Origin of the sequence: Azospirillum ramasamyi (genome assembly GCF_003233655.1) — a bacterium.
Taxonomy (GTDB): domain Bacteria; phylum Pseudomonadota; class Alphaproteobacteria; order Azospirillales; family Azospirillaceae; genus Azospirillum; species Azospirillum ramasamyi.
This window is the reverse complement of the sequence record NZ_CP029829.1, coordinates 333,522-356,342: the sequence shown is the minus strand read 5'-3', so window position 1 is coordinate 356,342 and position 22,821 is coordinate 333,522. Positions and strand designations below refer to the sequence as shown.

Annotated in this window: 18 protein-coding genes and 4 tRNA genes; 2 read left to right on the top strand and 20 right to left on the bottom strand. The window is 65.3% G+C overall.

All coding sequences use genetic code 11. From position 1 onward, the window contains the following. Positions 1-8 precede the first annotated feature (8 nt). The 20 genes from DM194_RS01600 to DM194_RS01505 all read right to left on the bottom strand — a co-directional run bounded on the left by DM194_RS01600 (position 9) and on the right by DM194_RS01505 (position 20,935). Positions 9-326, bottom strand: a complete 318-nt coding sequence (locus DM194_RS01600) for a 50S ribosomal protein L23 (protein ID WP_111065624.1) — start codon at positions 324-326, stop codon at positions 9-11. Beyond that, entirely contained in the window at positions 323-943 is a 621-nt protein-coding gene (rplD, locus tag DM194_RS01595) for a 50S ribosomal protein L4 (protein WP_111065623.1), read from the bottom strand. The genes DM194_RS01600 and rplD overlap by 4 nt, the downstream gene beginning before the upstream one ends. Before the next feature lie 5 nt (positions 944-948). Beyond that, positions 949-1,659, bottom strand: coding sequence for a 50S ribosomal protein L3 (gene rplC / locus DM194_RS01590; protein ID WP_044549480.1), 711 nt, complete (start codon positions 1,657-1,659; stop codon positions 949-951). A 59-nt stretch (positions 1,660-1,718) separates the two neighbouring features. Continuing rightward, complete coding sequence (rpsJ, locus tag DM194_RS01585; protein ID WP_012973204.1) at positions 1,719-2,027, bottom strand: 30S ribosomal protein S10; 309 nt, start codon at positions 2,025-2,027, stop codon at positions 1,719-1,721. A gap of 534 nt (positions 2,028-2,561) precedes the next feature. Then, positions 2,562-3,752: an elongation factor Tu gene (gene tuf, locus DM194_RS01580; RefSeq protein WP_111065615.1), complete on the bottom strand. Its 1,191-nt coding sequence runs from the start codon at positions 3,750-3,752 to the stop codon at positions 2,562-2,564. Positions 3,753-3,790: 38 nt separating this feature from the next. Then, positions 3,791-5,863 (bottom strand): elongation factor G, encoded by a 2,073-nt coding sequence (gene fusA, locus DM194_RS01575; RefSeq protein ID WP_111065622.1) that lies wholly within the window; start codon positions 5,861-5,863, stop codon positions 3,791-3,793. Between the two features lie 27 nt (positions 5,864-5,890). Then, on the bottom strand, positions 5,891-6,361 hold the full coding sequence (rpsG, locus tag DM194_RS01570) for a 30S ribosomal protein S7 (protein WP_012973202.1): 471 nt from the start codon (positions 6,359-6,361) through the stop codon (positions 5,891-5,893). A 12-nt stretch (positions 6,362-6,373) separates the two neighbouring features. Then, a complete protein-coding gene (rpsL, locus tag DM194_RS01565) occupies positions 6,374-6,745 on the bottom strand; it encodes a 30S ribosomal protein S12 (protein WP_012973201.1) in 372 nt (123 codons plus the stop codon). Positions 6,746-7,069: 324 nt separating this feature from the next. Next, a complete protein-coding gene (gene rpoC, locus DM194_RS01560; RefSeq protein ID WP_111065621.1) occupies positions 7,070-11,242 on the bottom strand; it encodes a DNA-directed RNA polymerase subunit beta' in 4,173 nt (1,390 codons plus the stop codon). 100 nt (positions 11,243-11,342) lie between these two features. Then, positions 11,343-15,536 (bottom strand): DNA-directed RNA polymerase subunit beta, encoded by a 4,194-nt coding sequence (gene rpoB, locus DM194_RS01555; protein ID WP_111065620.1) that lies wholly within the window; start codon positions 15,534-15,536, stop codon positions 11,343-11,345. A gap of 247 nt (positions 15,537-15,783) precedes the next feature. Beyond that, a complete protein-coding gene (gene rplL / locus DM194_RS01550) occupies positions 15,784-16,161 on the bottom strand; it encodes a 50S ribosomal protein L7/L12 (protein WP_111065619.1) in 378 nt (125 codons plus the stop codon). 55 nt (positions 16,162-16,216) lie between these two features. Next, positions 16,217-16,735 (bottom strand): 50S ribosomal protein L10, encoded by a 519-nt coding sequence (rplJ, locus tag DM194_RS01545; protein ID WP_085088107.1) that lies wholly within the window; start codon positions 16,733-16,735, stop codon positions 16,217-16,219. A gap of 310 nt (positions 16,736-17,045) precedes the next feature. Then, positions 17,046-17,753 carry a 50S ribosomal protein L1 gene (gene rplA, locus DM194_RS01540; protein ID WP_111065618.1) on the bottom strand — a complete coding sequence of 236 codons (708 nt, stop codon included), beginning with the start codon at positions 17,751-17,753 and terminating at the stop codon, positions 17,046-17,048. Between the two features lie 4 nt (positions 17,754-17,757). Then, entirely contained in the window at positions 17,758-18,192 is a 435-nt protein-coding gene (gene rplK, locus DM194_RS01535) for a 50S ribosomal protein L11 (RefSeq protein ID WP_111065617.1), read from the bottom strand. Between the two features lie 160 nt (positions 18,193-18,352). Next, positions 18,353-18,883: a transcription termination/antitermination protein NusG gene (gene nusG / locus DM194_RS01530; protein ID WP_014246877.1), complete on the bottom strand. Its 531-nt coding sequence runs from the start codon at positions 18,881-18,883 to the stop codon at positions 18,353-18,355. A 3-nt stretch (positions 18,884-18,886) separates the two neighbouring features. Further along, positions 18,887-19,084 (bottom strand): preprotein translocase subunit SecE, encoded by a 198-nt coding sequence (secE, locus tag DM194_RS01525; RefSeq protein WP_111065616.1) that lies wholly within the window; start codon positions 19,082-19,084, stop codon positions 18,887-18,889. Positions 19,085-19,173: 89 nt separating this feature from the next. Then, positions 19,174-19,249: transfer RNA gene (locus DM194_RS01520), tRNA-Trp, on the bottom strand. A 192-nt stretch (positions 19,250-19,441) separates the two neighbouring features. Next, positions 19,442-20,632 carry an elongation factor Tu gene (gene tuf, locus DM194_RS01515; RefSeq protein ID WP_111065615.1) on the bottom strand — a complete coding sequence of 397 codons (1,191 nt, stop codon included), beginning with the start codon at positions 20,630-20,632 and terminating at the stop codon, positions 19,442-19,444. 80 nt (positions 20,633-20,712) lie between these two features. After that, a tRNA-Gly gene (locus tag DM194_RS01510) sits at positions 20,713-20,786 on the bottom strand. 64 nt (positions 20,787-20,850) lie between these two features. Then, a tRNA-Tyr gene (locus DM194_RS01505) sits at positions 20,851-20,935 on the bottom strand. 142 nt (positions 20,936-21,077) lie between these two features. On the opposite strand from DM194_RS01505, the gene rlmB reads away from it, so the two are divergent. Both rlmB and DM194_RS01495 read left to right on the top strand, forming a co-directional pair. Beyond that, positions 21,078-21,977 (top strand): 23S rRNA (guanosine(2251)-2'-O)-methyltransferase RlmB, encoded by a 900-nt coding sequence (gene rlmB / locus DM194_RS01500; protein WP_162629947.1) that lies wholly within the window; start codon positions 21,078-21,080, stop codon positions 21,975-21,977. Positions 21,978-22,062: 85 nt separating this feature from the next. Continuing rightward, a tRNA-Thr gene (locus DM194_RS01495) sits at positions 22,063-22,138 on the top strand. Positions 22,139-22,821 lie beyond the last annotated feature (683 nt).

The following is a 22,821-nucleotide window of genomic DNA, read 5'->3' as shown; positions in this document are numbered from 1 at the left end:
ACTCCCGCTCAGATGCCCGTGGTCACGTCGATCTTGTTACCCTCGGCGAGGGTGACGACGGCCTTCTTGAAGTCCGAGCGACGACCGATGATGCCGCGGAACCGCTTGGTCTTGCCCTTGGAAACCAGGGTGTTGACCGCGGTCACCTTGACGTTGAAGAGACCTTCAACGGCGGCCTTGATCTCCGGCTTGGAGGCCGTGAGCGGCACGCGGAACGTGACCTGGTTGTGCTCCGACACCAACGTCGACTTCTCGGTGATGACGGGAGCGAGGATCAGGTCGTACATCCGCTCCTGGCTCACCGCAGGTTTCGACTGCTTGCTCATTTCAGGCGAGCCTCCAGTTGCTCGACCGCGTTGCGGGTCAGGACCAGCGTGTCGCGGCGGAGAATGTCGTAGACGTTGGCGCCCTGCTCCGGCAGCACGTCGATCAGCGGGATGTTGCGCGAAGCCTTGGCGAAGTTCTCGTCCAGGTTCGAGCCATCGATGATCAGCGCGGACGTCAGGCCGAGGGTGGCCAGACGGGCGGCCAGTTCCTTGGTCTTGTGCGTCTCGGCAGCGGCAGCCTCGAGAACGATCAGCTTGCCCTCGGCGGCCTTGGCCGACAGGGCAGTCTTGAGCGCCAGCTTGCGGACCTTCTTGGTCAGGTCGTGGGCGTGCGAACGCACCACCGGCCCGAAGATGGTCGCACCGCCGCGGAACTGCGGCGAACGGATGGAGCCCTGGCGAGCGCGACCGGTGCCCTTCTGCGAGTAGGGCTTCTTGGTCGTGCCGCTGATCTCGCTGATGCCCTTGGTCTTATGGTTGCCGGAGCGGCGCTTGGCCAGCTGCCAGTTCACCATGCGGGCCAGCAGGTCGGTGCGGGTCGGCAGGCCGAACACGGCTTCCGACAGCTCGATCTCGCCGACGGCTTCGTTGTTCAGGTTCTTGATCGTGGCCTTCATGGCGCTCACTCCTGCGTCTCGGCCGGGGCTTCCGCCGCCGGAGCAGACTTGATGCCGGCCGGGAAGGGCAGGCCTTCCGGAGCCTTCTTCTTGACGGCGTCACGGATGCGCAGCCAACCGCCCTCGGCGCCGGGGACGGCACCCTTGAGCATGATCAGACCACGAGCTTCGTCGACGGCGACGACCTGAAGGTTCAGGACCGTAACCCTCTCATCACCGAGATGACCGGCCATCTTCTTGTTCTTGAAGACCTTGCCGGGATCCTGACGGTTACCCGTCGAACCGTGCGAGCGGTGCGACACCGACACGCCGTGCGTGGCGCGCAGACCACCGAAGTTCCAGCGCTTCATCGCACCGGCAAAGCCCTTGCCGATGGAGGTGCCGGTGACGTCGACGTACTGGCCGGCGACGAAGTGGGCGGCCGACAGCTCGGCGCCAACCTCGATCAGGGCATCGGCATCGACGCGGAACTCGACCAGCTTGCGCTTCGGTTCCACACGCGCCTTGGCGAAATGCCCACGCTCAGGCTTGTTGACGTTCTTCACCTTGATGGCGCCCGCGCCGAGCTGGACGGCGGTGTAGCCATCCTTCTCCTCGGTGCGAACGGCGACGACCTGGCAGCTGTCGACTTTCAGCACAGTGACCGGAACATGCTGGCCGTCGTCCGTAAAGACGCGGGTCATGCCGACCTTCTGCGCGATCAAACCGGATCGCATTGTTCTTTATCTCCTGACCAGGGACGTCCGTGAATGGAGAGGTCCCTTACCAACCAAAATCAGAGCTTGATCTCGACGTCGACGCCGGCGGCGAGGTCGAGCTTCATCAGCGCATCCACGGTCTGCGGCGTCGGATCGACGATGTCGAGCAGGCGCTTGTGGGTGCGGATCTCGAACTGCTCACGCGACTTCTTGTCGATGTGCGGCGAGCGGTTCACGGTAAACTTTTCGATGTGCGTCGGCAGGGGGATCGGGCCCCGCACGCGCGCGCCGGTCCGCTTGGCGGTGTTGACGATCTCGCTGGTCGACTGGTCGAGCACGCGATGATCGAACGCCTTCAGACGGATGCGGATGTTCTGGCTGTCCATGTCCAAACGTCCCTTGCACCTTCTAGCGATGACGCGGACGCGTCACCGGAACTCCACGAGCTGCTTTGGGGCTTCGCCGACAGCGCAAGGCCGCGCGCCGAACCACCGAAGCGGGGCCGACGGGCGACACAGTGACCAATGCGACGGGCCGATACGAAAAAGAACATCCCCCGCGGCGGATGCCCGAAGGGGATGTTCCGTTCAGCAGATGGCGCGCCCCGATGAGGCGCGCCGTGCCGTTCGTCTCGGGCTGCGTCTAGGCCGAAGCTGCCTACCACCAACCCAAAATCCAGAGGGCGTAATCTCTAGGCCTTCAGCGCCCGCGTGTCAATCCTGAATCTCCCCCGTTAGGGAGGAAGCCGGATCGACAGGCGGACGGACCCGAATGCCGACGCCCGATGGCTAGAACCGGGCGGGCCGTCCTTCCCGCTTGCGCGGGGAGGACGGCCCGTCTCTTGCAACCGGCAGCGGGTTCGCTCCCGCCGCCCTACCCTTCCCTCCGGCGGACGCCTTACGGCGACTGCCGGACGGTCATCACTCGACGATCTTGGCAACGACGCCGGCGCCGACGGTGCGGCCGCCCTCGCGGATGGCGAAGCGCAGGCCCTCGTCCATGGCGATCGGGGCGATCAGAGCGACGTCCATGGCGACGTTGTCGCCCGGCATCACCATCTCGACGCCTTCCGGCAGCGAGACCATGCCCGTCACGTCCGTCGTACGGAAGTAGAACTGCGGACGGTAGTTGGTGAAGAACGGGGTGTGACGGCCGCCCTCTTCCTTCGTCAGGATGTAGGCTTCGGCCTTGAACTTGGTGTGCGGGGTGATCGAACCCGGCTTGGCCAGAACCTGGCCGCGCTCGACGTCCTCGCGCTTGGTGCCGCGCAGCAGCGCGCCGATGTTGTCGCCGGCCTCACCCGAGTCGAGCAGCTTGCGGAACATCTCGACGCCGGTCACCGTCGTCTTCACCGTGTCCTTCAGCCCGACGATCTCGACTTCGTCACCGACCTTCACGATGCCGCGCTCGACACGGCCGGTCACCACGGTGCCGCGGCCCGAGATCGAGAACACGTCTTCGATCGGCATCAGGAACGGACGGTCCTTCGGACGCTCCGGCTGCGGGATGTACTCGTCCACCGTCTTCATCAGAGCCAGAACGGCGTCGCGGCCGATCTCCGGCTGACGGTCTTCCAGCGCGCACAGGGCCGAACCCTTGGTGATCGGAATGTCGTCGCCCGGGAACTGGTAGGAGGACAGCAGCTCGCGAACTTCCAGCTCGACCAGCTCCAGCAGCTCCGGATCGTCGACCATGTCGACCTTGTTCAGGAACACCACCAGAGCCGGAACGCCGACCTGGCGCGCCAGCAGGATGTGCTCGCGGGTCTGCGGCATCGGGCCGTCGGCGGCCGACACGACCAGGATCGCGCCGTCCATCTGGGCGGCGCCCGTGATCATGTTCTTCACGTAGTCGGCGTGGCCCGGGCAGTCGACGTGCGCGTAGTGGCGGTTGGTCGTCTCGTACTCCACGTGGGCGGTCGAGATCGTGATGCCGCGCGCCTTCTCTTCCGGCGCCTTGTCGATCTGGTCGTAAGCGGTGAAGGTGGCGCCGCCGGACTCCGCCAGCACCTTCGTGATCGCCGCCGTCAGCGACGTCTTGCCGTGGTCGACGTGGCCGATCGTGCCAACGTTGCAGTGCGGCTTGTTCCGCTCGAACTTTGCCTTGGCCATGGGTTGGTCTCTCCGTTTCTCAATCGTTCCAGCGGTCTTCAGGCCACCTTGGCGCGGACGCCGTCCGCGATGGCCTGTGGCACCGGCTCATAATGGTCGAACTGCATGCTGTACTGCGCGCGGCCCTGACTCATGGAGCGCAGGGAGTTCACATAGCCGAACATGGCCGCCAAGGGAACCAGTCCCGTGACGATTCGCGCGTTGCCGCGCTGGTCCATGCCGGTGATCTGTCCACGGCGACCGTTCAGGTCGCCGATGACGTCGCCCATATAGTCGTCCGGCGTGATGATTTCGACCCGCATCAGCGGTTCCAACAAGGCCGGAGCGGCTTTTGTCATCGCCTCTCGGAAGGCGGCCCGCGCCGCCAACTCGAAGGCCAGCGGCGACGAATCGACGTCATGGGTTTCGCCGCCGACAAGGGTCACCTTGACGTCGACGACCGGGTAACCGGCGACGACGCCGCTGCCCTTGGCGGCTTCCAGCCCCCGCTGCACACCGGCGACATAGTCGCGCGGCAGCGCGGCTGCGCGGTTCTCGAAAACGAAGCCGGCGCCGCGGCCCAGGGGCTCCACCTTGAGCGTGACCCACGCGAACTGCGCACGGTCTCCGGTCTGGCGGGCGTGGGTGTGGTCCACCTCGGCCGGACGCAGCACCGTCTCGCGGTAGGCCACCTTGGGCGTGCCGACCGCGGCGTCGACGCGGAATTCACGCCTCATCCGGTCGACGATGATGTCGAGGTGCAGTTCGCCCATGCCGCGGATGACGGTCTGCCCGCTCTCGCGGTCGACGGAAACGCGCATCGACGGGTCTTCATGGCCCAGCCGGTTCAACGCCGCCGCCATCTTCTCCTGGTCGGCCTCTGTCCGCGGCTCGATGACGATCTCGATGACCGGTTCGGGGACGTCCAGGCGTTCCAGCACGATAGGCTTGGCAGGATCGCACAGCGTATCGCCGGTCGCGGTGTGCTCCAGCCCGGCGAAGGCCACGATGTCGCCGGTATGGGCGCGTTCGATGTCTTCGCGGCTGTTGGCGTGCATCAGCAGCATGCGGCCGATCTTCTCGCGCTCCCCCTTCACGGGATTGAGCATCCAATCGCCGACGGTGACTGTGCCGGAATAGATGCGGCAGAAGGTGAGCGTCCCGACATAGGGGTCGTTCATCACCTTGAACGCCAGGCCGGAGAAGGGCGCGCTGTCGTTGGCCGGCCGCTCCTCGTCACGCCCGCCGCCGACCGCGTGGCCCTTGACCGCGCCGATGTCGTTGGGCGCCGGCAGATAATCGACAACGGCGTCCAGCATCGGCTGGATGCCCTTGTTGCGGAAGGCGGAGCCGCAGAGCACCGGCACCACGGCGCCGGCGATCGTGCCCTTGCGGATCAGCTTGCGCAGGGCTTCGGGCGAAGGCTCCTCGCCGCGCTCGAGATAGGCGGCCATCGCCGCCTCATCGAGGTCGAGCACAGCCTCCAGCAGCGCCTGACGGGCGCTAGCTGCCGCTTCTGCCAGATCCTCGGGAATGTCCGTGTGTTCGAATTCCGCGCCGAGCGTCTCGGCCTTCCAGATCGTGGCGCGCATCGCGACCAGATCGACGATCCCGGAAAAGCCGGCTTCAACGCCGACGGGAAGCTGCAGGACCAGCGGCCTTACGCCCAGCCGGTCGGCCATCATGGCGACGCAGTTGGGGAAATCTGCCCCGACGCGGTCCATCTTGTTGACGAAGGCCATGCGCGGCACGCCGTACTTGTCGGCCTGCCGCCACACGGTTTCCGTCTGGGGCTCGACCCCCGCCACCGCGTCGAAGATGGCGACAGCGCCATCCAGGACACGCAAGGACCGCTCGACCTCGATGGTGAAATCCACGTGGCCGGGCGTGTCGATGATGTTGATGCGGTGATCGCGCCAGAAACAGGTCGTCGCCGCCGAAGTAATGGTGATGCCCCGCTCCTGCTCCTGCTCCATCCAGTCCATGACGGCGGTGCCGTCATTGACGTCGCCCATGCGATAGGACTTGCCGGTATAGAACAGGATGCGCTCGGTCGTCGTCGTCTTCCCGGCATCGATGTGAGCCATGATGCCGATGTTGCGGTAACGGTCGAGGGCGTGCGAACGGGGCATGCAAAATCACCAGGACAGGCGTGAACCTTACCAGCGGTAGTGCGAGAACGCCTTGTTGGCTTCCGCCATGCGGTGCGTATCTTCGCGCTTCTTCACGGCGGTGCCGCGCTGGCTGGCGGCGTCGAGCAGCTCACCCGACAGACGCTCGGTCATGGTGTTTTCCGAACGGGCGCGGGCGGCGCTGATCAGCCAACGGATGGCCAGGGCCTGGGCGCGGTCCGAACGGACCTCGACCGGAACCTGATAGGTCGCACCGCCGACGCGGCGGCTGCGCACTTCCAGGTGCGGCTTCACGTTGGCGAGCGCATCATGGAAGACCTGAACGGGATCGTTCTTGGTCTTGACCTCGATACGGCCCAGGGCGCCGTAGACGATACCTTCGGCGGCCGACTTCTTGCCGTCCAGCATCAGGCAGTTCATGAACTTCGTCAGGACGCGGTCGCCATACTTGGCGTCCGGCAGGACTTCACGCTTCTCGGCGCGATGACGACGGGACATCGTGAGTTCTCCTTACTTCGGACGCTTCGCGCCGTACTTCGAACGGCGCTGCTTACGATCCTTGACGCCCTGGGTATCCAGCGTGCCGCGAATGATGTGATAGCGAACGCCGGGAAGATCCTTCACACGACCGCCGCGGATCATGACCACCGAGTGTTCCTGGAGGTTGTGGCCCTCACCAGGGATGTAGCTCGTCACCTCGAAGCCGTTCGTCAGACGAACGCGGGCGACCTTACGGAGCGCCGAGTTCGGCTTCTTCGGGGTGGTGGTGTAGACGCGAGTGCAGACGCCACGCTTCTGCGGGCAAGCCTCCATCGCGGGAACCTTGTTGCGCGCGGCCAACGGCTCGCGCGGCTTACGGATCAACTGGTTGATCGTCGGCATATCTGCCCTTCATCCCTTCAAGATCACTCGGCCGGACGAGCCGGACGAAGCAAAAGCCCGCCTGCGAAACGTTGCCGTTCCGAGCGGGCCGAATGAGCGAAAGCCGATCGGATGGCTCCGACCGGCGGGATCGGTGGATTCAAGCGGACGCACGGAGAGCCCCGGCGTCCTTTGAAGTTCGCGGACTGTAGGGAAAGGCTGCGGGAGAGTCAAGGTCGGTATTTCCGTCCGGCGACGCCGCGCCGGTGCCTTTGCGAGGCCGAAAGAAAAAGGGCGCGTCCCTTGCGGAACGCGCCCCCTCCCCTACTCGATCGGTTCGACAGATCAGGCCGCGGAGCTTTCCTCGCCCGGGGTCGGCAGCGCCGGAGTTTCCTCCGGAGCGCCGGCTTCCAGGGCCGCTTCGCGGTCACGCTCGGCGGCGATCAGCTTCAGGCGGTTCACCACGGAGCCCGTGCCGGCCGGGATCAGACGGCCGACGATGACGTTCTCCTTCAGGCCTTCCAGGTTGTCGACCTTGCCGCCGACGGCCGCTTCCGTAAGGACGCGGGTGGTTTCCTGGAACGACGCGGCCGAGATGAAGGAGCGCGTCTGCAGGCTGGCCTTGGTGATGCCCTGGAGAACCGGATGGCCGTGGGCCGGCTGCAGCCCCTCCGCCACCGTCTTCTCGTTCTCCTCGTCGAACTCCTGACGGTCGACCTGTTCGCCCACCAGGAAGGTGGTCTCGCCGGCGTCGGTGATCTCGACCTTCTGCAGCATCTGGCGAACGATCACCTCGATGTGCTTGTCGTTGATCTTCACGCCCTGCAGTCGATAGACGTCCTGGATTTCGTTGATGAGGTAGTCGGCCAAGGCCTCCACACCCATCACCGCCAGGATGTCGTGCGGCACCGGGTTGCCGTCCATCAGCAGATCGCCGCGCTCGACGTAATCGCCTTCCTGCACGGAGATGTGCTTGCCCTTCGGGATCAGATACTCCTTCTCGTCGCCGGTCTCGTCATTGCGGACGACGATGCGGCGCTTGGTCTTGTAGTCCTTACCGAATTCGACGCGGCCGCTCATCTCCGAGATGATGGCGAAGTCCTTCGGACGACGCGCCTCGAACAGCTCGGCCACGCGCGGCAGACCGCCGGTGATGTCGCGGGTCTTCGACGACTCGCGCGGGATACGCGCCAGCACGTCGCCGGCCCGGACCTCGGCACCGTTCTCCACCGACAGGATGGCGTCCACCGACATGAAGTAGCGGGCCTCCAGGCCGTTCGGCAGTGTGATCAGGTCGCCCCGCTCGTCCACCAGCGCGATGCGCGGCTTCAGATCGGCACCACGCGGCTGCTGGCGCCAGTCGACCACCACCTTAGAGCTGATGCCCGTCGCCTCGTCCATCACCTCGCGCATGGAGATACCTTCCACGAGGTCGATGTAGCGGGCGGTACCGGCGCGCTCCGTGATGATCGGCAGGGTGTACGGATCCCACTCGGCCAGCTTGGCGCCGCGCTCGACCTTCACGCCGTCGTCGGCCAGCAGCTTCGCACCGTAGGGAACGCGGTGACGCGCCCGTTCGCGGCCCTGCTCGTCGAGCAGGATCACTTCGGTGCTGCGGCCCATGACCACCGGGATACCGGACGAGTTCATGACGACGTTGCGGTTGTTGATCCGCACCGTCGCATCGAACGCCGCCTCGATCTGGCTCTGCTCCGCACCGCGCTGGGCCGCGCCGCCGATGTGGAAGGTACGCATCGTCAGCTGGGTGCCCGGCTCGCCGATCGACTGCGCCGCGATGACGCCGACCGCCTCGCCGGTGTTGACCAGCGTGCCGCGGGCCAGATCGCGGCCGTAGCACTTGGCGCAGACGCCGTCACGGGTCTCGCAGGTCAGGACCGAGCGGATCTTGACCGAGTCGATGCCCGACCGCTCGATGCGGTCGACCGTCGGCTCGTCGATCAGGCCGCCGTCCTCGACGATCAACTCGCCGTTCAGCGGATCGATCACCGCGCCGACCACGGTGCGGCCGAGGATGCGGTCGCCCAGCGGAGAGATGACCTCGCCACCATCGATCACCGCCTTGACGGTGATGCCGCGCTCGGTGCCGCAATCATGCTCGACGATGATGGCGTCCTGCGCCACGTCGACCAGGCGGCGGGTGAGGTAACCGGAGTTCGCCGTCTTCAAGGCGGTGTCGGCCAGACCCTTGCGGGCGCCGTGGGTGGAGTTGAAGTACTCCAGCACGGTCAGGCCTTCCTTGAAGTTCGAGATGATCGGCGTCTCGATGATCTCGCCCGACGGCTTGGCCATCAGGCCGCGCATGCCGGCCAGCTGACGGATCTGCGCGGCGGAACCGCGGGCGCCGGAGTGGGCCATCATGTACACCGAGTTGACCGGCTTGCCGGCTTCGGTGGTCGAGATCGCCTTCATCATCTCGGAAGCGACCTTCTCGGTGCATTCCGACCAGACGTCGACGACCTTGTTGTACTTCTCGCCCTGGGTGATGAGGCCGTCGAGATACTGCTGCTCGAACTCCTTCACCCGCTCCTTCGACTCGTTGACCAGCTTCTCCTTGGCGGCGGGGATGACCATGTCGTCCTTGCCGAAGGAGATGCCGGCGCGGCAGGCGTGGCCGAAGCCGAGCTTCATCAGGCGATCGGCGAAGATCACCGTCTCCTTCTGACCGCAATGGCGGTAGACGGCGTCGATGACGTTGCCGACGTCCTTCTTGGTGAGGACGCGGTTGATCAGCGAGAAGGGCACCTTCGGGTGACGCGGCAGCAGCTCCGACAGGAGCATGCGGCCCGGCGTCGTCTCGACGATGCTGGTCTGCTCGTTGCCGTCCTCGTCCACGCCGACGTAGCGCGCCTTGATCTTCGCATGGATCGACAGGACCTTGGCGTTCAGCGCCTGCTCGATCTCCGAGACGTTGGCGAACACCATGCCCTCGCCCTTCTCACCCGGGCGATCCATGGAGATGTAGTAGATGCCGAGGACGATGTCCTGCGACGGCACGATGATCGGCTTGCCGTTGGCGGGCGACAGGATGTTGTTGGTCGACATCATCAGGACGCGCGCTTCCAGCTGGGCCTCGAGGCTCAGCGGGACGTGCACGGCCATCTGGTCGCCGTCGAAGTCGGCGTTGAAGGCGGTGCAGACCAGCGGGTGCAGCTGGATCGCCTTGCCTTCGATCAGCGTCGGCTCGAACGCCTGGATGCCGAGACGGTGCAGTGTCGGCGCACGGTTCAGCATCACCGGATGCTCGCGGATGACCTCTTCCAGGATGTCCCACACCTCGGGACGCTCCTTTTCCACCATCCGCTTGGCCGCCTTGATGGTGGAGGCGAGGCCGTACAGCTCCAGCTTGGCGTAGATGAAGGGCTTGAACAGCTCCAGCGCCATCTTCTTCGGCAGGCCGCACTGGTGCAGCTTCAGCTCCGGGCCGACGACGATGACCGAACGGCCCGAGTAGTCGACGCGCTTGCCGAGCAGGTTCTGACGGAAGCGGCCCTGCTTGCCCTTCAGCATGTCGGACAGCGACTTCAGCGGACGCTTGTTGGCGCCGGTGATGACGCGGCCGCGGCGGCCGTTGTCGAACAGAGCGTCGACGGCCTCCTGCAACATGCGCTTCTCGTTGCGGACGATGATGTCCGGCGCCTTCAGCTCGATCAGCCGCTTCAGACGGTTGTTGCGGTTGATGACGCGGCGGTACAGGTCGTTCAGGTCGGACGTGGCGAAGCGGCCGCCGTCCAGCGGGACCAGCGGACGCAGTTCGGGCGGGATCACCGGAATGACTTCCAGGATCATCCACTCCGGACGCGACTGCGATGCCAGGAAGGCGTCGATCAGCTTCAGGCGCTTGACCAGCTTCTTGCGCTTGGCTTCGGAGTTGGTGTCGCGCAGATCCTCACGGCAACGCTTCTTCTCCTCGTCGAGGTCGAGCGCGGACAGCATGATGCGCAGCGCTTCGGCACCGATCGACGCGGTGAAGGCGTCCTCGCCGTACTCGTCCTGGGCGTTCAGGTACTCTTCCTCGTTCAGCAGCGAATGCAGCTTCAGCGGGGTGAGGCCCGGCTCGATGACGACGTAGTTCTCGAAATAGAGGATGCGCTCCAGATCCTTGAGCGTCATGTCGAGCAGCAGGCCGATGCGGCTCGGCAGCGACTTCAGGAACCAGATATGCGCGACCGGGGACGCCAGCTCGATATGGCCCATGCGCTCGCGCCGGACCTTCGACAGCGTGACCTCGACGCCGCATTTCTCGCAGATGATGCCGCGATACTTCATGCGCTTGTACTTGCCGCACAAGCACTCGTAGTCCTTGATCGGGCCGAAGATGCGGGCGCAGAACAGGCCGTCGCGCTCCGGCTTGAAGGTGCGGTAGTTGATGGTTTCCGGCTTCTTGATCTCGCCGTAGGACCAGGACCGGATCCGCTCGGGGCTCGCGATCTGGATGCGGATCTGATCGAAGCTCTGCGGCCCCTGGACCTGGCCGAAAATGTTCATCAACTCATTCATGACCGTCTCCCGCTGGCATCGCCGCGTTGTCGGTTAAGGGCAGTGCATGACCCCGGATCGGCGCTTGCGCCGTTCCGGGGTTTGGTCACGTCAAATCGGCTCAGTAGGACCGCTGGTTCAATTCGACGTTCAGGCCGAGCGAGCGCAGCTCCTTGACCAGCACGTTGAACGACTCCGGAATGCCGGCCTCGAAGTTGTCGTCGCCGCGGACGATGGCCTCGTAGACCTTGGTGCGGCCGGACACGTCGTCCGACTTCACCGTCAGCATTTCCTGCAGCGTGTAGGCGGCGCCGTAGGCTTCCAGCGCCCAGACCTCCATCTCACCGAAGCGCTGACCGCCGAACTGGGCCTTGCCGCCCAGCGGCTGCTGCGTGACCAGCGAGTAGGGGCCGATCGACCGGGCGTGGATCTTGTCGTCCACGAGGTGGTGCAGCTTCAGCATGTAGATGTAGCCGACGGTGACCTTGCGATCAAACGTCTCGCCGGTGCGGCCGTCGATCAGCGTCGACTGGCCCGACCGGTCGAAGCCGGCGCGTTCCAGATGGACGCAGATGTCCTCCTCGCGGGCGCCGTCGAAGACCGGCGTCGCGAAGGGCACGCCCTTGCGAAGGTTGCCGCCCAGCTCCAGCAGCTCGGCGTCGTTCATGTCGGCGATGTCCTCGTTGTAGGTCACTTCGCCATACGCCGACTTCAGCGTGCTGCGCAGCGCCTCCAGCTGGGGAGCGCCTTCGGCCTTCTGGCGGATCGCCAGACGGTATTGGTCGACCGCACGGCCGATCTGCTTGCCGAGACCCGACGCCGCCCAACCGAGGTGGGTTTCCAGGATCTGACCGACGTTCATGCGCGAAGGCACGCCCAGCGGGTTCAGCACCAGATCGACGGGGGTGCCGTCCTCCAGGTAGGGCATGTCCTCCTGCGGGATGATGCGCGAGACGACACCCTTGTTGCCGTGACGGCCGGCCATCTTGTCGCCCGGCTGCAGCTTGCGCTTCACCGCGACGAAGACCTTGACCATCTTCATGACGCCCGGCGGCAGCTCGTCACCGCGCTGCAGCTTGTCGACCTTGTTCTCGAAGCGGTCCTGCAGGGCCTTGATCGAGTCGTCGAACACCTTGCCCAGGTTCTCGACCGTCTCCATCACCTGCTCGTCGGCGATGGCGATCTGGCGCCACAGGCCCTTCGACAGGCCGGCCAGCACCTCGTCGGTCAGGACCGTGCCGCCCTTCATGCCCTTCGGGCCGGACTGGGCGGTCTGGCCGATCAGCACTTCCTTCAGGCGGGTGTAGAAGCTGCGCTCCAGGATGCCGCGCTCGTCGTCGCGGTCCTTGGCCAGCTTCTCGATCTCGGCACGCTCGATCGCCAGGGCGCGCTCGTCCTTGTCGACGCCGCGGCGGCTGAACACGCGCACCTCGACGATCGTGCCGACCACGCCCGGCGGCAGGCGCAGCGAGGTGTCGCGGACGTCGGAGGCCTTTTCGCCGAAGATGGCGCGCAGCAGCTTCTCTTCCGGCGTCATCGGGCTTTCGCCCTTCGGCGTCACCTTGCCGACCAGAATGTCGCCCGGACGGACTTCGGCGCCGATGTAGACGATGCCGGCCTCGTCGAGGTTCTTCAGAGCTTCCTCACCCACGTTCGGAATGTCGCGGGTGATTTCCTCCTGGCCCAGCTTGGTGTCGCGGGCCATGACCTCGAATTCCTCGATGTGGATCGAGGTGAAGACGTCGTCCTTGACGATGCGCTCGTTGATGAGGATCGAATCCTCGAAGTTGTAGCCGTTCCACGGCATGAACGCGACGAGCACGTTCCGGCCGAGCGCCAGCTCGCCGAGATCGGTCGACGGGCCGTCGGCAACGATGTCGCCGGCCTTCACCCGGTCGCCCACCTTCACCAGCGGGCGCTGGGTGATGCAGGTGTTCTGGTTGGAACGCTGGAACTTCAGCAGGTTGTAGATGTCGACGCCCGGCGCCGTGCTGTCGGAGCTGTCGGTGGCGCGCACGACGATGCGGGTGGCGTCGACCTGGTCGACGATGCCCGAGCGTTTGGCGACGATGGTCACGCCGCTGTCGCGGGCGACGGTCGCCTCCATGCCCGTACCGACCAGCGGCGCGTCCGCCTTCACCAGCGGCACCGCCTGACGCTGCATGTTGGAACCCATCAGCGCGCGGTTCGCGTCGTCGTTCTCCAGGAACGGGATCAGCGCCGCGGCGACGGACACCAGCTGCTTCGGCGACACGTCGATGAGGTCGATCGCCTCGGGCCGGAACATCAGGTACTCGCCGCCCTGGCGGCAGGACACCAGATCGGCGGCGAAGCTGTTGTCGGGGTTCAGCTCGGCGTTCGCCTGGGCGACGACGTAGCGGCCCTCCTCCATCGCCGACAGGTAGACCACCTCGTTGGTGACCTTGCCGTCGATGACCTTGCGGTAGGGGCTCTCGATGAAGCCGTACTGGTTCACGCGGGCATAGGTCGCCAGCGAGTTGATCAGACCGATGTTCGGACCTTCGGGGGTCTCAATCGGGCAGATGCGGCCGTAATGCGTCGGGTGCACGTCGCGCACCTCGAAGCCGGCGCGCTCGCGGGTCAGACCGCCCGGGCCGAGCGCCGAGAGACGACGCTTGTGCGTGATCTCGGACAGCGGGTTGGTCTGGTCCATGAACTGCGACAGCTGCGACGAGCCGAAGAACTCGCGCACTGCGGCGGCCGCCGGCTTGGCGTTGATCAGGTCGTGCGGCATCACCGTGTCGATCTCGACCGAGCTCATGCGCTCGCGGATCGCACGCTCCATGCGCAGCAGGCCGACGCGGTACTGGTTCTCCATCAGCTCGCCGACCGAGCGGACGCGGCGGTTGCCGAGATGGTCGATGTCGTCGATCTCGCCGCGGCCGTCCTTCAGGTTCACCAGAACCTTCAGGATCTCCAGGATGTCCTCCTTGCGGAGAACGCGCATCTGGTCGTCCGTCTGGAAGTTCAGGCGGGCGTTCATCTTGACGCGGCCGACGGCCGACAGGTCGTAGCGCTCGCTGTCGAAGAACAGGCCCGAGAACAGCGCCTCGGCCGATTCCAGGGTCGGCGGCTCGCCCGGACGCATGACGCGGTAGATGTCGATCAGCGCGTCTTCACGGCTGGCGTTGCGGTCGGCCGACATGGTGTTGCGGATGTAGGCGCCGACGTTCAGATGGTCGATCGCCAGCACCGGCAGCTCGTCGACGCCGGTCTTCTCCAGCTTCTCCAGGTCGCTCGCCGACAGCTCGTCACCGGCCTCGAACAGGACCTCGCCCGTGCGCTCGTTGATGATGTCGACGGCGAGATAGCGGCCGGTCAACTCCTCGGTGGAGACCTGCTGCTCGGTCAGGCCGGCCTCGACCAGCTTCTTGATGACGCGCGGGGTCATCTTGGTGCCCGCCTCGGCGACGATGGCGCCGGTGGCGGCATCGACCAGGTCGGACGCCAGCTTGACGCCCTTCATGCGCTCGGCGCTGAACGGGGTCTTCCAGCCGCCGGCGGAGCGGCTGTAGGTGATGGTGTCGTAGAAGTAGTTGAGGATCTCTTCCTTCGACATGCCCTGCGCCTCGTAGGGCAGCAGGTCCTTGCGGTTCGCCTTGCGCTCGGCGCGCAGAGCCACGGTCTCCGCGCTGTCCAGGGCGAACAGCAGCGTGGTGGCCGGCAGCTTGCGGCGGCGGTCGATGCGCACGTAGACGAGATCCTTGGCGTCGAACTCGAAGTCGAGCCAGGAACCGCGGTAGGGGATGACGCGCGCGGCGAACAGATACTTGCCCGACGCGTGGGTCTTGCCCTTGTCATGGTCGAAGAAGACGCCCGGGCTGCGGTGCATCTGGGAGACGATGACGCGCTCGGTGCCGTTGATGATGAAGGTGCCGTTGGCCGTCATCAGGGGCATGTCGCCCATGTAGACGTCCTGCTCCTTGATGTCGCGGATCGAACGGAGGCCGGTGTCCTCCTCGACGTCGAACACGGACAGGCGCAGGGTAACCTTCAGCGGAGCCGCGAAGGTCATGCCGCGCTGCTGGCACTCCTCGACGTCGTATTTCGGCTGCTCAAGCTCGTACTTGACGAAATCCAGCACCGCGCGGTCGGAGAAGTCCTTGATCGGGAAGACCGACTTGAAGACTTCCTGCAGGCCCAGGTTCGCCCGCTTTTCCGGGGCGACGTCCATTTGCAGGAAGTGGTCGTAGGAGCTGCGCTGCACCTCGATGAGGTTGGGCATCTGGGTGACTTCCGGGATGCGCCCGAAGCTCTTCCGAACACGTTTACGACCCGTAAAGGATTTGGCCATGGATGTCCCCAAACGTCTGTACGTGATGCGCGTTATACCGACCGTTCAACCGACCGTAGGATCAAGCCGACTGGTGTCGACCGGTCCCGAGGGCGCCCGCGCGGGCCATCCCCATGATGGGGACGGAAAGAGCCGGGCCGGGCGAGCCCGGTCCGGCGGAAGGCAGAAAACGCCGTGCGGCGGCCGGTCCCCGAGGGGACCGACCGCCGTCCGGCGTGGTACTTTATGATCCGTACGCAACAAGGTCTTACTTAATATCGACCTTGGCGCCGGCTTCTTCAAGCTGCTTCTTGATCTTGGCGGCCTCGTCCTTCGTGGCGCCTTCCTTGACCGGCTTCGGAGCGCCCTCGACCAGGTCCTTGGCTTCCTTCAGGCCCAGGCCGGTGATCGCACGGACTTCCTTAATCACGTTGATCTTCTTGTCGCCGGCATCGGCGAGGATCACGTTGAACTCGGTCTGCTCTTCGGCCGGAGCGGCAGCGGCAGCGGCCGGGCCGGCGGCGGCGACGGCCACCGGAGCGGCGGCGGAGACGCCCCACTTCTCTTCGAGGAGCTTGGACAGCTCGGCGGCTTCCAGGACGGTCAGGGCCGACAGATCGTCGACGAGCTTCTGCAGATCAGCCATTTTACTACTCCAACGACTTGTATTCTGGGTTCAGATAAAACTGTGACAGAGCGGCTCAGGCCGCCTCGTCCTTCTTCGCGTAGGCCGCCAGAACGCGGGCGACCTGGCCGCCCGGAGCCTGGAGGACACCGGCGATACGGGTCGCCGGGGTCTGGATCATGCCCACGAGCTTGGCGCGCAGTTCGTCCAGCGACGGCAGGGTCGCCAGGGCCTTGACGCCTTCGGCGTCGAGAACCTGGTTGCCGAGGCCGGCGCCGATGATCTGGAGCTTGTCGTTCGCCTTCGAGAACTCGGCGACGACCTTGGCGGCCGCAACCGGATCCTTCGAATAGGCGATCGCCGTCGGGCCCTTGAAGAGACCGTCCAGACCCTCGAACTGCGTGCCCTGAAGGGCGCGGCGGGCGAGCCGGTTCTTCGTCACCTTGAAGCCGGCACCCGCGGCCCGCACCTTCGCACGCAGATCGGTGACTTCCTTCACCGTCAGACCCAGGTGATGAGTGACCACCACCAGGCCCGTCTCCGCGAGCTTCGACTGCAGGTCCGCGATCGTCGCTTCTTTTTGTGTACGATCCACGGATCGCCTCCTTGCACAGAGGTGTACATGGACCCCCATCCCCGAAGGGCCGGAGGTCCGGCGAACCTGTCCCAGAAGTTCAAGCCGTTCCTGAACCGGATCGACCGCGGGAACGCGGCGGGCCGGAGGGGTAAACGGTTCAACTCCCGTCTGCGCGGGTGGATTTTAAGCCCTCCCCTTCCCTTGCGGTCGGGTTCGGACACCAGCGGTCTCGGACAGGGGTGGGTGGGTGCCCTCGAGGAAACTTCCCTTTGGGCGGTCCACCCGGTCACCGCCGCTGCCCGAGGGCAGACGGCGGCGAATAGGGTCGTCAGGCGGCGGCCGGAGCCGACACGCTGGCGAGGTCGAGCTTCAGGCCCGGGCCCATGGTCGACGACAGCGACACCTTGAGCACGTACTGGCCCTTGGCACCGGTCGGCTTGGCGCGGGTGATGGCATCGACGAAGGCGCGGATGTTCTGGACCAGCGCCTCTTCCGAGAAGCTGACCTTGCCGACGCCGGCGTGGACGATACCGGTCTTCTCCGCACGGAACTCCACCGCGCCGGCCTTGGCGGCCTTGACGGCGCCGGCCACGTCGGGGGTCACGGTGCCCAGCTTCGGGTTCGGCATCAGGCCGCGCGGGCCGAGAACCTTACCGAGCTTGCCGACCACGCCCATCATGTCGGGCGAGGCGATGCAGCGATCGAAGTTGATGTTGCCGGCCAGGATCTGTTCGGCCAGATCGTCGCCGCCGACCACGTCGGCGCCGGCGGCCAGAGCCTCATCGACCTTGGCGCCACGGGCGAACACCGCCACGCGGACGGTCTTGCCGGTGCCGTTCGGCAGGTTCACGACACCGCGGACCATCTGGTCGGCGTGGCGCGGATCGATGCCGAGGTTCATCGCGATCTCGATGGTCTCGTCGAACTTGGCCTTGGCGGCACCCTTCACCAGGGTGACGGCCTGTTCCAGCGAGTAGAAGGAGTCGCGGTCGACGTTCTTGTAGGCGTCGGTCAGACGCTTGCCCAGCTTCGCCATAGGATCAGCCCTCCACCACTTCGAGGCCCATCGAGCGGGCGGAACCGGCGATCATCGTCGCGGCGGCGTCGACGTCGTGCGCGTTCAGGTCGACCATCTTCTTCTCGGCGATCTCACGGATCTGCGAGGTCGTGACCTGGCCGACGAAACCGCCCTTGCCGGGGGTCGTCGAACCCTTGTCCTTGCCCGACGCCTTCTTGAGGAAGTAGCTAACCGGCGGGGTCTTGGTCACGAAGGTGAAGGTGCGGTCGCCGTAGGCGGTGATGACCACGGGAATCGGCATGCCGACTTCCAGGTCCGCCGTCTTGGCGTTGAACGCCTTGCAGAACTCCATGATGTTCAGGCCGCGCTGACCGAGCGCCGGACCGATCGGCGGCGACGGGTTGGCCTTTCCGGCCGGAACCTGAAGCTTGATGTAACCGACGATTTTCTTCGCCATCTCACAACCTCCTGGGACGACGCGTCACGCTCTCGACCGGATGGTCCGGCGCGGCGTCGCGGGGTTTTGCGGTGCGGCCATGGCGAGCCTCCCGCAACAGAATGGAGCCACCGATGCGAACACCGGCAGCTCCGACACGAAACACTTTGGAACCCTGCGCTTAGATCTTTTCGACCTGCGTGTATTCCAACTCGACCGGCGTGGAGCGACCGAAGATCGAAACCGCCACCTTGAGGCGGGACTTCTCTTCGTCGACTTCCTCGACGACGCCATTGAACGAGGTGAAGGGGCCGTCGCTCACTCGAACCTGCTCGCCCACCTCGAAGGTGATCGAGGGCTTGGGGCGCTCAAAGCCTTCCTGCACCTGATGGATGATCCGCTCGGCCTCGCGCTGGGAGATCGGCTGCGGCTTGCCGCCGCCACCCAGGAAGTCCGTAACCTTCGGCGTGTTCTTCACCAGCGACCAGGATTCGTCGGTCAGGTCCATCTTGACGAGGACATAGCCGGGGAAGAACTTGCGTTCCGTGTTGATCTTGGAACCCCGGCGCACTTCGACCACTTCTTCGGTCGGGACCAGGATTTCCTCGAACTTGTCTTCCAGACCCTTCTGAGCCGCCTTTTCGCGGATGGCCTGGGCGACCTTCTTTTCGAAACCGGAATAGACGTGAACGACGTACCAGCGCGCGGCCATGCCTCAGCCTCCCAGCCCAAGGATCAAGCGGATGGCGAAGGCCAGCACCTGATCGACGACGAGGAAGAACAGGGCGGCCAGAACGACCATGATGAAGACCATGGCGGTGGTGACGCCGGTTTCCTTGCGGGTGGGCCAAGTAACCCTGGCTACCTCGCGGCGGACCTCGCGTGCGAATTCTGCGGGATTGACTTTAGCCATCGTGCGAACCGTGCGAGCTCCGAAGCGACTGTGGAGGGGCGCCGCTTTTTACCCTAACCGTCGCCGAGACGGCCTTTATTGGGACGGGATGGCAGGAGTGGAGGGGCTCGAACCCCCAACCCCCGGTTTTGGAGACCGGTGCTCTACCAATTGAGCTACACTCCTATCTCCGTCCGGCCACACCCTTCGGCGTGGGAGGCCGCTTAAAGCATTCTTTCGGCGGCGGTGTCAAGGCCTTTTGGCCCGACTTTCGAAAGAACTTTCCAGAACGGCTTCACCGAAGCCCAACCTTACTCTTTACGCAGATAAAACTCCCCCGCCGAACCGGAACTCGGCGGGGGAGGCAGGCTTATAGCATCACTCGACGATCTTGGCAACGACGCCGGCGCCGACGGTGCGGCCGCCCTCGCGGATGGCGAAGCGCAGGCCCTCGTCCATGGCGATCGGGGCGATCAGAGCGACGTCCATGGCGACGTTGTCGCCCGGCATCACCATCTCGACGCCTTCCGGCAGCGAGACCATGCCCGTCACGTCCGTCGTACGGAAGTAGAACTGCGGACGGTAGTTGGTGAAGAACGGGGTGTGACGGCCGCCCTCTTCCTTCGTCAGGATGTAGGCTTCGGCCTTGAACTTGGTGTGCGGGGTGATCGAACCCGGCTTGGCCAGAACCTGGCCGCGCTCGACGTCCTCGCGCTTGGTGCCGCGCAGCAGCGCGCCGATGTTGTCGCCGGCCTCACCCGAGTCGAGCAGCTTGCGGAACATCTCGACGCCGGTCACCGTCGTCTTCACCGTGTCCTTCAGCCCGACGATCTCGACTTCGTCACCGACCTTCACGATGCCGCGCTCGACACGGCCGGTCACCACGGTGCCGCGGCCCGAGATCGAGAACACGTCTTCGATCGGCATCAGGAACGGACGGTCCTTCGGACGCTCCGGCTGCGGGATGTACTCGTCCACCGTCTTCATCAGAGCCAGAACGGCGTCGCGGCCGATCTCCGGCTGACGGTCTTCCAGCGCGCACAGGGCCGAACCCTTGGTGATCGGAATGTCGTCGCCCGGGAACTGGTAGGAGGACAGCAGCTCGCGAACTTCCAGCTCGACCAGCTCCAGCAGCTCCGGATCGTCGACCATGTCGACCTTGTTCAGGAACACCACCAGAGCCGGAACGCCGACCTGGCGCGCCAGCAGGATGTGCTCGCGGGTCTGCGGCATCGGGCCGTCGGCGGCCGACACGACCAGGATCGCGCCGTCCATCTGGGCGGCGCCCGTGATCATGTTCTTCACGTAGTCGGCGTGGCCCGGGCAGTCGACGTGCGCGTAGTGGCGGTTGGTCGTCTCGTACTCCACGTGGGCGGTCGAGATCGTGATGCCGCGCGCCTTCTCTTCCGGCGCCTTGTCGATCTGGTCGTAAGCGGTGAAGGTGGCGCCGCCGGACTCCGCCAGCACCTTCGTGATCGCCGCCGTCAGCGACGTCTTGCCGTGGTCGACGTGGCCGATCGTGCCAACGTTGCAGTGCGGCTTGTTCCGCTCAAACTTTGCCTTCGCCATCGCTTTGGTCTTTCGTTCCCGACGTTCCGGACGCACACAATGGCCCGGCCGAGATCGGTTGTCCGTGGCGCACGCGGGATTGGAGCGGGTGAGGGGAATCGAACCCCCGTCGTAAGCTTGGAAGGCTTCTGCTCTACCATTGAGCTACACCCGCCTAAGCATCCCGCCGGCGCGACCGTCCGGGGCAAACGCGATCACGGACAAGCCGTGGAAAGTAATGGTGGAAGGGGCTGGATTCGAACCAGCGTACGCTATGCGGGCAGATTTACAGTCTGCTGCCTTTAACCACTCGGCCACCCTTCCAATCCGCAGCCTGGCAGTGCCCGCCGCGGAGTTCGGCAATATGCGAATTTTTCAGACCTTGTCAACAAGGGTTAAGCGGTTCACACCAGAAAAAAATTCCGCCGCCGTTTCAGGCGGCCCCCTCCCCTCCTTCGTGGATACCATGACGCGCTCAAAACATCCCGGCTCCGGCCGCCCGTCCGACAAGCATTCCGTCCACGCCGCGGGCAACCCGCGGGCAGCCGCGCCGCGGCAGGATCAGGCGGACGAGGGCACGCGCACCCGCCGCGGCGGGCCTAAGGGCAACCGTCCGCCGCCGGCACGCGGAGTTCTTCTGTACGGCCTGCATCCGGTTGCCGCAGCCTGGTCCAACCCCGAGCGGCGCATTCACCGGCTTCTGGCGACCGAATCCGGCCGCTCCGCTCTGGAGCCCGCCTTCGCCGCGGCGCGCGCCCAGGGGCTGCAGCGGCCCGAGGCGTCGATCGTCGACCGGACGGAGCTGGAGCGCATGCTGCCGGCCGGCGCCGTCCACCAGGGCATGGTGATCGACGCCTCCCCGTTGCCGGAGCTGGGGATCGAGGATCTGTGCAACGAGTTGGCGGAAGTCCCTTCGGCGGTGATCGTCGCGCTGGATCAGGTGACCGACCCGCACAATGTCGGTGCCATCCTGCGGTCCGCCGCCGCATTTGGCGCCCGCGCGGTGGTGGTGACCGAACGCCACGCGCCGGAGACCACGGGCGTGCTGGCGAAAAGCGCGTCGGGCGCGCTGGAGGCGGTACCGCTCGTCCGCGTCACCAACCTGGCCCGCGCGCTGACCGATCTGCAGCAGAACGGCTTTTGGGCCGTGGGTCTCGCCGAGTCGGGCGAGTCGACGCTGGCGAAGCTGGACCTCACCGGCAAGACGGTGCTGGTGATGGGGGCGGAGGGCAGCGGACTGCGCCGCCTGACCATGGACCGCTGCGACACCATCGCCCGGCTGCCCACGGGCGGCCCGGTCGGCAGCCTGAACGTGTCCAACGCCGCCGCTGTGGCGCTGTATGAGGTCGTCCGCCTGCGCGAGTGACCGGCCTCGCGATCGCCGGCATGGGCAAGTGCTTGTTAACGCGGAAAAGGGACGCTAAGGTGTGCGTCCCGCAAGCATCGGGCGCGCCGGATTAGCTCAGCTGGTAGAGCAGCTGATTTGTAATCAGAAGGTCACGGGTTCGATTCCTGTATCCGGCACCAGTTTTTTCATCGACTCGGCGGCATAGGCGCCTGGGTCCGTTGACATTCAAGGGACGATAAGGGGACTCGCACCGTTCCCGCGAGCCCCTTCAAGGTCGCCGCAGTGGAGGCGGCCTTGTATCGGATGAAGCCGGTCGGCGGGTTCCGCCTCCCACTGCGACTCCCGCCCGCTCAGGGGTTCCATCAAGCTGGATGAAACCCATACCCGGTGGCGGGTTTCAGTCCGGTTGCCGCATCTCCAGAGATGCTGACATTTTTTGTCAGCATCAGGCTGCTTGCAGAGATCCCTGACCGGATGGGGCCGCGTTCCTGCTGCGTGGCCTGACCTGCACTCCTCCTCATAAACACCTGAAATGTCGCAATTTTCTGTTTTGCCAGGGTATGGCATACGGTTTGGTGGACCACCAGGCGGCGATCCTTTTGAGATGATTGAGCGTTTTGACAACGTCATCATGCACGCTTAGCACGACAATCGTGCTGCACTTAGACACGCACAAATCTTATGCATAGTGAATATCGCCGATAACTTGACGGTTAGAGGCTCCCCCCACGCCTGTAGGGATGGCCCCGGTCAAGCGGACCGCGCGCGTTGCCCGCGAGTGCCTCCCCTACACCCGCAGGGATGCTGGCGGCCGCTCCCGTGAGGCCGGTTGCGGGGTGGGGATCGCGGCACCGAGGAACCT

Coding starts and splice junctions, on each gene's coding strand:
- DM194_RS01600 (WP_111065624.1), bottom strand. CDS start 326: ATGAGCAAGCAGTCGAAACCTGCGGTGAGCCAGGAGCGGATGTACGAC.
- rplD (WP_111065623.1), bottom strand. CDS start 943: ATGAAGGCCACGATCAAGAACCTGAACAACGAAGCCGTCGGCGAGATC.
- rplC (WP_044549480.1), bottom strand. CDS start 1,659: ATGCGATCCGGTTTGATCGCGCAGAAGGTCGGCATGACCCGCGTCTTT.
- rpsJ (WP_012973204.1), bottom strand. CDS start 2,027: ATGGACAGCCAGAACATCCGCATCCGTCTGAAGGCGTTCGATCATCGC.
- tuf (WP_111065615.1), bottom strand. CDS start 3,752: ATGGCCAAGGCAAAGTTCGAGCGGAACAAGCCGCACTGCAACGTTGGC.
- fusA (WP_111065622.1), bottom strand. CDS start 5,863: ATGCCCCGTTCGCACGCCCTCGACCGTTACCGCAACATCGGCATCATG.
- rpsG (WP_012973202.1), bottom strand. CDS start 6,361: ATGTCCCGTCGTCATCGCGCCGAGAAGCGTGAAGTCCTGCCGGACGCC.
- rpsL (WP_012973201.1), bottom strand. CDS start 6,745: ATGCCGACGATCAACCAGTTGATCCGTAAGCCGCGCGAGCCGTTGGCC.
- rpoC (WP_111065621.1), bottom strand. CDS start 11,242: ATGAATGAGTTGATGAACATTTTCGGCCAGGTCCAGGGGCCGCAGAGC.
- rpoB (WP_111065620.1), bottom strand. CDS start 15,536: ATGGCCAAATCCTTTACGGGTCGTAAACGTGTTCGGAAGAGCTTCGGG.
- rplL (WP_111065619.1), bottom strand. CDS start 16,161: ATGGCTGATCTGCAGAAGCTCGTCGACGATCTGTCGGCCCTGACCGTC.
- rplA (WP_111065618.1), bottom strand. CDS start 17,753: ATGGCGAAGCTGGGCAAGCGTCTGACCGACGCCTACAAGAACGTCGAC.
- rplK (WP_111065617.1), bottom strand. CDS start 18,192: ATGGCGAAGAAAATCGTCGGTTACATCAAGCTTCAGGTTCCGGCCGGA.
- nusG (WP_014246877.1), bottom strand. CDS start 18,883: ATGGCCGCGCGCTGGTACGTCGTTCACGTCTATTCCGGTTTCGAAAAG.
- secE (WP_111065616.1), bottom strand. CDS start 19,084: ATGGCTAAAGTCAATCCCGCAGAATTCGCACGCGAGGTCCGCCGCGAG.
- tuf (WP_111065615.1), bottom strand. CDS start 20,632: ATGGCGAAGGCAAAGTTTGAGCGGAACAAGCCGCACTGCAACGTTGGC.
- rlmB (WP_162629947.1), top strand. CDS start 21,078: ATGACGCGCTCAAAACATCCCGGCTCCGGCCGCCCGTCCGACAAGCAT.